The organism is Pseudoflavonifractor sp. MSJ-30 (assembly GCF_018918045.1).
Classification (GTDB): domain Bacteria; phylum Bacillota; class Clostridia; order Oscillospirales; family Oscillospiraceae; genus Faecousia.
In genome coordinates this window covers 20828-30866 of sequence record NZ_JAHLPU010000061.1, presented here as the reverse complement: position 1 = coordinate 30866, position 10039 = coordinate 20828, and the positions used below count along the sequence as shown (strand labels likewise).

Annotated in this window: 3 protein-coding genes; all 3 read right to left on the bottom strand. The window is 54.0% G+C overall.

Annotation, left to right across the window (positions count from 1 at the left end; all coding sequences use genetic code 11):
• A partial coding sequence (locus KQI10_RS09980; RefSeq protein WP_216567258.1) for a phosphodiester glycosidase family protein occupies positions 1-8897 on the bottom strand: 8897 nt, incomplete at its 3' end.
• Complete coding sequence (locus KQI10_RS09975) at positions 8894-9565, bottom strand: prolipoprotein diacylglyceryl transferase family protein (protein ID WP_216567257.1); 672 nt, start codon at positions 9563-9565, stop codon at positions 8894-8896. The genes KQI10_RS09975 and KQI10_RS09980, both read right to left, overlap by 4 nt.
• Entirely contained in the window at positions 9562-9954 is a 393-nt protein-coding gene (locus KQI10_RS09970) for a hypothetical protein (RefSeq protein ID WP_216567256.1), read from the bottom strand. The genes KQI10_RS09975 and KQI10_RS09970 overlap by 4 nt, the downstream gene beginning before the upstream one ends.
• Positions 9955-10039: the final 85 nt, after the last annotated feature.

Here is a 10039-nt window from a genome sequence, read left to right as displayed (position 1 = left end):
AAGTAGAGCTTGCCGTTTTCATTGACGATCTTTTTGACGCCGTTTTCCAGATCCGGAACAAACATCTTGCCGTCAGGCCGGAAGTAGTGCATACCGGGCTCTACGCCATAGCTGTTGGCGGGAACCCACATGGTGGCGTCCTTTGCCATCTTGCCGTTGCCGCTGTTGAACAGATAGTAGTCATCACCGATCTTTGTAAAGCCCTTGGCAATCACATAATCACTGTAGTAGTACGTTGCTCCATCAATGTCCGCAAAACCATTGCCGACAATGTAGCCGTCTTCGCCGCACCAGTATGTTCCTGTTCCAAGGCTGCATCCTCGTTGTTCGGTGGTGTCGGAAATGTAGCAGCTCCGATTCCGATAGACCAGACCAGCCGTCGCCGTGAAGATAATCCCGTCATCTACCTTAATTGCGCCATAGAAAGGCTTGCCGTTTTTATCGACATAGTAGAGGCTTCCGGGGCCGAACTCGTCCATGGTTCCGTTATACGTCACAAATCCGCTGCACGGACCGGTCATAATGCCGGTTTCCTCGTCAAAGTGATACCAGGTATAGTCCATAACGTTGTCAAGAACCGTCGGGGCGTTGCCATAGGCAATGTACCCGTTGCGCTCGATCCAGTAGGTTCCTTCCTCCAGCGTTACGAATCTCCGGAACCAGGATTCACCTGCCACGAAATACTTTGTGCCCCGCGCATCTGTGCGGAAAGCGCCTCTTACCAGCTTGCCGTTCTCATCAAAGGTGTAGAACAGCCCCTTCACATCCGCTTCGGTATAGCCGGTCAGCATTTTGCCGTTTGTTTTGTCGAAGTAGTAGAAGTAGGAATTGCCGTCCGCATCCGCAATGGACTGCCAACCGGTGGCAAGCACGCCCATACGGGCATAGTAGCCGCTTCCGTCTTTCTCAAACAGTCCGGTGAGCTTGCCGCCGCACTTACCGTCTTCGCCAAGGTCATACCAGAATTTGCCGGATTCATCAGCAATATGGCTGGGCAGTTCCTGGACGCCTGTGAGGGCAGTGCCGTCTACATAATAGGACCAGCTCCCGTCCTCCCGGTACCAGCCGCTGCGGGCAGCCGCGCTGTCCCTGTGCAGATAGCAGCGATCCTCATACTGCGCCACGGTGTCCATGAAGTGCGCGCCGGAATCCCCCGGGATATTCGCCGTATTATTATAGGGATACAGGCCATACTCTTTCTGGAACTCCTCCTTTTGTGCAAGGCTCTCCAGAATATGGAAGTGCGCGTAGATATCGTAATTCAGATCGCCTGCCGCAAAGCATTCCAGATCACTGCCGTCCAGAGGCCACGCGCCGTCCTGCGCGACGAGCTTCAAGCCGCTCAGCACGCACAGCGGGTTGACTGTGGCGGGATTAATAGGCTCAGACTGGGCAATATAGTTGCAGACAACCGACAGGACACCATCCTTGACCTCACTGGAGGTCAGGGTAAATAGTTCATTGGCAAATCTCAGACCGGTCGTATCCACCGTAAAGCCCTCAGGCACCTTCATAGTTATCGTGACCGTTGTCAACGGGCTGATACGTTCCGCAAGCTGGAGCATGAAGTCCCATGCGGTTCTGCTCTCCTGATCGCCGCCGGGCAGCATATACAGCAGCTTCGTTAGCTTTTCAGGAATGGCAATCTTGGACATATCCACCGCGAAGGTGTAGTTGATCTCAGCCTGCCGTCCCTTCAGGTAATAGGTAGCCGTATCATCCTTATAAGTGGAATTGGGAACGCTACGTTTCCAGGAAAGCAGTCCGTCTCCATAGGCAGTGCTGAAGTCAAACTCCGCTTCGCTGCTCTTGTACATGTATGCCGTGGTCTGCGCTGCCTCGCCGAGCGCCTTGCTCAGCGCGGCATTCTGAGCCTGGATGCGGGCCTGCTCTTCAGTAGCGTTACCGGCAATTGCCTCGTTATAGGCTTTCTGATACTCCGTACTGTAGCTTTCATTAAACGCATCGGTCTTGTTCTTCAGAATCGCGCCAATGGTCAGGTTCCGCAGACCTCCGGCCTCGTTCGCGGTAAAGTCAAAGCCTTCAATCGTGCCTGCCTCGGGATAGTCGTATACCAGCTCATTGCGGTTGGCCATAACCGATTCTCCGTTCACAACGATAGAAGTGAGAGAGACCTTCACATAACCAAATACAACATCGCCGGAATTGATCTTTACCGGATTACCATTGTAGCTTGCTTCCAGAGGCAGCGTAGTTGCTTCTCCGTAGACAACGTTGATGCTGCTCTTGGTGAACCGGAGATCCGTAGGCTCAACAACATTCAGCGTCTTGCTGCCAAGAACGGTGCCGTACTCAGAGACCAGCTGAATCTGAACCTCTCCCTGAGCGGAAGCCGTAAACACGCCCTCAGTCAGTGTGCCAACCTGATCATCAGAAACCTTCAGTTCGCTGTTTTCAGGAATCGCGGCAGCACCGCCAGTCGCGGTGACACCGGAAACGGAAACATTCACGCTGGTTCCGACAGTCAGATAATCATAATCCGTGGAGATCACCGCATGGTCAAACACATTGGAGGGTTTTGCAGTGGAGACAATCATCAGGGAAGAGCTGACGGAACGCTCATAGCCATCAGAGGGACGGTTTGCGACAGCAATGGTTTCCGCGCCTTCCGCCTTGGTGGCCAGGGTGGTGGAACCGCCGCCGTCCAGATTCACTGCAGAAACGCATCCCGCGTCCAGCATGATCCTGGCGATTTCAATGGCCGCGCCGCCTGCGGAGAAGGGCTCCTGCCGGCCATCCAGGACCATAAAGATCACACGCCTGTCGTATGTAATGCCCACGCATGTACGGGACACCCGGGAATTATAGTAGTTGCTGTCTTCGGTGACGGCAATCTTGCCGTCCTTCACCAAACAGATGGATGCGCCAACGGCTTCCTGAATATTGTCCTTGTTGGCCGCCCACTCTTCGGCGCCGCCGATAATGGGGGTTCCATCCTTGAGAATGCCGAAGAAGTTCTCATCGTCGCGGCCGGCGAAGCCGTGGTATTCCACGCCCTCCATAACGAGAGCGCCGGAGGGTGCGCCATTGGTCATATTGTAGAAGTCGCCATTGATACCGACCACCGCGCTGTAGTTGGGAATATAGCGGTCAGATTCGGGATCGCTATGGTTTGCTTCGGCAGCCTTCATCTGCTCGGTGACACGCGTCATGCGCCAGGAAGAGGCGTCATTGAGGCCGTAATTTGCGTAGACGCTGACATCGCTCCGGGAAATATCCGCAGTCGCAATATAATAGACAATCTGCTTACCATCCTGGGTAATGGCCATATTTGTCTCTTGCGTCACGCCGGGAGCCAGCTTCGATTCTGTGGAAGAGAACACCGTATAGTAGGGGTTCTCAATCTGATCCTTCGCCAGCCCATAGAGGTAGTCCGCAAATGCGTAGCAGCACGCCTTACGAAGATCCTCATTGACGCCGCCCGGTACATAACTCTTTTCCAGCGTCAGGACGCCGTCGTTGTCAAGATAGGTATCCAGGACGATGGTGCGAATCTCGCTCTTCGTGGAGACACTGCCGAGGCGGTTATTCAGGAAGAACTTCGCCCGGACGCTCTCGGTCAGGTTCACATTGAAGTAGCTTTCCATGATGGCGCTGATCGAGCGGCCCTCAGGGAGCTTTTTAAGGATGTAGAAACCATCCAGATCGCCGTACAGATCCAGTCGTCCGAAGGAATGGGCGTTGGGATCATCATAGAGGAAATACTTGTCGTTGTTTGTACGGATTTCCTCTGCCATTTCTTCCACCGTTCCGGTTACACCGGCGTTGGTAGTCAGCTGCACCAGGTCACAGATGTCTCCGACCCAGCTTCCCAGATCGGCGGTCTTCTGAATACCGGAATGATAGGCCATGTCCATGCAGCCGAACATGTGGGCAAAGTCCACCGCATCGCCATTGGGCAGGCTGAACTCTCTCAGCTCACGCAGACGCTGGGCGCCTTCTCTCGAGCCTTCCTGCTCCGCGACATAGTTGACAAAAGCCGTGTTTTCCGGCCCGCAGAAGGTGCTCCACGAACTGGTCGTATACTTGGCTACGCCTGTGCGGATGTAGTTGATCACCAGGGCCACAGAGTCTTCGCCGGGATGCTCAAGCGCGTACTGGCTGGCATAAATCTCAAGCTCCTTCAGGCAGGAAAGGAAATCACTGTAAGCTGTGATCGGCTCAATGGGCTTCTCCAGTTCCTTCCACTGGGCATAGAGGGTGATATCAGCATCGAGGTCTATCAGCGCGCCCTCATTATCGTAGGTTGCGCCGCTGCCGTCAGCCTCTGTGTTCCAGCCCAGGAACTCATGGTATTCCCAGGTAAAGACGTTGGGGCTCAGGGTCTCGGATACGCCAACACGGAACACCTGGGGCTCCATCGTTCCCTCGCCGCCATTTGCGTCAAAGAAAACGGTGTGCTTCACAAAGGCCACGGCGGTAAACTGTGCAGTGTAGGTCTTGTCCTCCGTTGCCGCTGTCAGCTCAGGCGTCCAGCCGCTGAACGTATAGGAGTAGTCGTTGTCATAGGGTCTGGTAGGAGCGCTGCCCGTGTACGCAGGCATTTCGTCCTGAAACACCGTCTGTTCGTCAAGCACGGTGCCGTCATAGTTCACCCAAGTGATGGTATACTTGTGCAGCGTCTGTTCAAACACCGCGGTGAATACCGTGTCCTCGGTAACTGCCGCAGGTTCAGGATCCCAACCGGTGAAGGTGTAGCTGTACTTTTCATCGTCTTCCTTCACGGGAGCCTCGCCGGTGTATTCCGGAACCGTTCCGGGAGCGACCTTTTCAGTCTTCAGAACGGTATCACCGTTTTTCCATGTGACGGTCAGCTTTGCGGTCTTGTTAAACACCGCCTTGTAGCCTGCGTCGCCCGTGACGCTTGTGGGTTCGGGATCCCATCCGGCGAACGTATAGATGAAGTCGTCATCCTCGGCCTTTTCAGGCATTCCGGGATAGGTCGGAACCTCCCCGTAGGGGACCTGGGTTTTCTCCAGCAATGTCGTGCCGTCTTCGTCATACCAGGAGACGGTATATTTCACGGCTTCGCTTGTAAATACAGCCTTATAGGTCTCATCTGCCATGGCGGGACCTACTGCCGGAGTCCAACCGGAGAAAGTATAGGTATACTGGACATCTGCCGGACGAATCGGGGTCTCGCCGGTATAGGCCGGAGTCTCCCCTTCCGTTACCGTAGAGACAGCCAGAACGGCATCGTCCCAGTTTACCCAATTGATCGTATAACGTCTCAGTACCTTATCAAAAACAGCGGTATAGGCTGCATCACCGGTAACTGCGGTGACATCGGGACTCCAGCCGGCAAATACGAACTTTCTGTCTCCCTCGGGCGCCTTCGTAGGAACCGCGCCGCTGTAGACCGGCAGCTCGCCATAGGGAACGCTTTCCGTTTTCAGAACCGTGCCGTCCTCATATTGCCAGGTAATGGTGCTCGGAATACCATTCGCGGTATAGGTGGCAGTATAGACAATATTACCGTTCTGATCCTCCGCCGCGTCCCAGCCGGAGAAGGTGTAGCTGTAATGTTCGTCAGCGTTCTTAACAGGAGTCTCCCCACTGTAGGAAACTGTCTCCCCTGCCTTGACATCGCTGACAGTGGCCAATTCTGTGCCATCGTAGTTCTCCCAGGTGACAGTATGTGTCTCGGTGGGAGCTTCCGCGGCGTACACAGCCTGGTAGGAAACGTTGCCCGTGACACGGGTCAGAACAGGCGTCCAGCCGGTGAAGTAGTAGGTGGTACTGACTTCCTCAGTGGTTAAGGTCTGATCCGCTTCCTCGGTCTCGGCGTCCATACCCTCCGTGGCGGGAACCTCAACAGTTTCCGTTACGGTCTTTTCAGCAGCCATTTCGGGAGCCATAGGGAACGAACCGTAAACGGCAGTATCGGTGGACAGGACAGCGCCGTTCTCATCGAGCCATGTGACGGTGTAGCTTCTCTGCGTCTTTTCAAAGACGGCCTTGTAGATCATGTCACTGTCGTTGGCTCCCTGGACGGGTTCCCAGCCGGAGAATGTGTAAGCATACTCCGCATTGCCCTCTCTTGCAGGCGTGGCTCCGGTATACTCGGGAGTCTGCTCTGCCGTTACCCTGGCTCTGTCAAGCTCAGTGCCGTCCCAGTTCACCCAGATAACCGTGCGGTTATTTACCGCGCGGAAGGTAGCGGTATAACTGGCAGCCGCTGTCACCTCGGTAAGTTCAGGCGTCCATCCGTTAAAGGCATAGGTGATCTCAGTGTTGCCGGCCTTGGTGGGCACTCCGTTGGGATACGCGGGTACGGTGCCGTATTCCACGTCGCTGGTGGCAAGAACTGTAGTGCCGTCCTCGTCATACCAAGTGATGGGATACTTGTTGACCGTCTGGTCGAACTGTGCCTCATAGGTCGTATCCGCCTCGATGGGTGCAGGCTCCGGACTCCAGCCCTTGAAGGTGTAGGTATACTGAACAGTCGCAGCCTTTGTCGGCGTTTCACCGACGTATTCCGGCATCTTACCGTACTCAACTTGCTCGGTATAAAGCTCAGTGGTGCCGTTTTTCCATGTGACCGTGAACGTTTTTATCTTCCACTGGGCATACAGCGTGATATTCTCAGAGAGCGTTACCTCTGCCTTATCGGCGTAGCTTTCGCCGGTACCGTCTGCCTCGGTGTTCCAGCCGGTGAAAGTATATCCCTCATAGGTGAAGGTATTTCCATCCAAAGGCGTTGGTATACCGGTGACAATTTCCTGGGTCGAGGTTTGGTCGGTGCCATCGTTGGCAACAAAGGTTACGGTACATCTGGGTACGGAATTCAGCGTCCACTTGCCGTTTTCATAGCTCCAGGCATCCCCGACTACAGCATCCGCTGTTTCCACATAAGTGCCATCAGCATTACACAGCCTGGCAGGGGTGATGGGAATCTCATGGGCAGTTACTTTGGAACCGCTCTGGGTGTACTGGTAAGTAACCTTCTCTTTGCCAATGGCGCCTTCCTGTTTATACACGCCTGTACCGGCGCCGGAGCAGATATTCGCGCCGCTTTCCGTGGTATACAAGGTTCCATTGACGGTCAGCGTACCGTTGACGTTCAACCGCGCGTCAACAAGGTCATTTTCGGTACGGTTATACGCCTTGCTTGGGGCATAGCCCACAGCCTTGAATTTCAGGCTATAGGTATCACAATAGCCGCCCCATTCATCCTGGTCATAGGCATAGACGGCAACGCCCTTGGCAATCACCAGGTTTGCGCCGCTTGCGATGTTGGCCTGAACGCCGGGCAGAAGCGCCGCGGTCTGGTTCACCGTCAATTTGCTGCCTTCTGCCAGATTGATCGTCATATTGTTGGTGATAGGCAGGACATACTTCTCGGAGTTGACAGTCGAACCTGCCAGCTTCAGTTCCAGGTTATTGACCTCCGCCTCGCCGTTGACCGTATAAAGGATGCGGTCAGTCGTACCGTCGTACATTTTGGTCAGGCTGCCGGAGACAATTTTGAACATACCATTGTCTCCGATAAAAGGAATCGTAGAAGCATTGATCCGGCTGCTGGCATAAACCGCCGCATACGCATATTCCGTCGCGCCATGCTCCAGCGTCATTGCGGACTCCACATTCTGGATGTCGTACTGGCTGAAGGGGAATACCTTGTTGCCGATACCCATGGTTGCGCTGCCGCCGCGGAAATCCAGGATCTGATACCATTCATAGACGTTACCGCCGGATTTCACCGTGACGGTACCCGCACCGGAGACAAAGCCCCAGGCATACAGATTGCCGCCGCTCTTTACCGTGATATTACTGCCCGCATTCAGCCAGACCTGGCCGTAATCACCGGACATGTAGCTGTTGGAGCCGCCGGAAGCAGACTGATACTGGCCGCCAACGCTGAGGCTGCCCTCCACCGTGAGGGTAACGCCCTCGGCAAGTGTCAGGGATTTGAATTCATTCTTTTTTGTAGCTGCCTGTTTGCCGGGCGTCAAAGCAGTGGGAGTCTTCGTGAACAGCGTTTTAGCCGCGTCATGAGGTACCAGCAGCGTAACCCCGGCAGGAATCGTGCAGTTCTCTGTCAGCGTCGCTTTTTTGCTCAGAAGCGTGACCTTGGAAATACTGTTTTCCCGTGCATAAGCAACTGCTTCACCCAGATCTTCGTATGTCTGCGTCCCCACTTCAAACAGGTTCGCATCCTCGGCAATGAATTGGGCCGTGATCGTGCAGTTACTTTCAACATTCAGCGTGAGCATCGTATCCGTTCCGAGATACTCTCCGGTCGTCACGTTGTACCAGCCGCGGAACTGATACCCCTCGTCGGGCACCGCAGCCAGCTTATAGGCGTTTGTTGCGTTCTGGGTGTTGCTGTACTCCTCGGTAACGGCCACTCCATTTACGGTGTAAGTACCGTTTTCCGCGGAGAGGAACGTTGTGGTCGCCTGAACATTGGCAGACAGCGCGAGGTTGGACAGCGTGACCTTCGTAGGCGCGTCGGTTTTGTTGGACTTGATGTACACAGTTACCGTTCCGCCGGCGGCAAGTTCTTTGGAGAATGTACCGCCTGCGGTAACAGCAGTTCCGTCCACCTGAATCGTGCCACCCTGCGCATCAATTGCGTAGTCAAAGCTCAGCTCCGCGGTGATACTGCGCCTGTTGGTAAGGGTCAGCGTTGAGCTGTAATGCGTCGTACCACAGCCGCCTGAACTCTGAATCGAGCCGGTGACCGTCGTGCCGTTGGCAGTCCAGGTATCCGTCTTGTCTCCGCTGTAGCTCAGGCCGATGTTTTCATTGCTCAGGCCCGTCACTTCGCCGCTGCTGGCCGCGAAGGCCGTCATGGTCACGTTGGGTAACAGCGACCAGACCATGCATACGCACAGCACAAGCGAGAGGAATCGCTTCCAAATGTTTTTCATTTTTTTGCTACCTTCTTCCTTTGGTGATTTCTTGCGTTTATTTCCATGCAAACACTGAGCCCCACCGCGAACGCGATGGCCGCCCAGACATGCGCGAGATGAAACAGCATTCCCGTTGAGGACGTCCGGAAGAATTCATCAACAAAACGGAACGCCCCGTAGGATGCCATATAAAAAGGGTAAATGCCGCCGGGATTTCTGCCTTTTTTTACTCTTGGAATCAGCAGAACCAGCATTACGATATAATAGAGGATTTCAAGTTCTCTCGTAGGGAAGCGGAAATGTGTTCCCGGGATATACGCTCCCATGCAGCAACCTTCAATCATGCAGTTGATTCTGGCGCACATCAGTGTAAACAGCACACACGGTGCGAACACATCGCACACTTTGCCGTAAGGGCGTTTGGTAAGCCTCGCGCCCAGCCAATAAACCACCGGCATAAAAAACACAGCGCCAAACAGGCTCATGTTTCCTACTTCTCCGCTCTCCAGGAAAGCATAGGCTTTCACGCTGCACACCCCGACAGCTGTATGCAGCACCGAGAATGCTACAACAGCGAACCACTTCATTTGGAGCTGCCGCCGCATCCCATACAGCCAGAACACATCGAAGACCGTTCCCGCTGCCAGTAACAGATACAGTGAATTTGCTTGAATCCACAGCATCATTCCCGTGCCCCCTTCCGACTGCGAGAATCCTGCTCTAGGCAAATGGCCAAATAGAACAGATGTAGAAGTGCCACTATTAAGCCACTGACTGCAACAAATACAGAACTCTGCATATTGGCCAGCCATGCAAACAAATCCCCCAAAAACTTTAATACCCCGACAGGAATCTTTCCTTGGCGTGCGATTTGCTTTGCACACAGAACATATTCAGTTGCTAAAATAATATCTATTACAAAGGACGAGTTTCTTTGCCCATCAGCATTAGGAACACGGAATATCCCATACAGAACTATGACAGACACAGCGGTCAACAACAGGTACTTCCCGCGTTTGCTCTTTTCCAAAAAACAAACATTGTGAATAAATATAAAGATATCAATGCTGTCCACAGGACGTGTCCATAAAAACCTCCTGAGATGAGAAGTGCGTTAATCTCCCAGGCAATGGCTAGCATTCCTGATATCAGGGGCATAA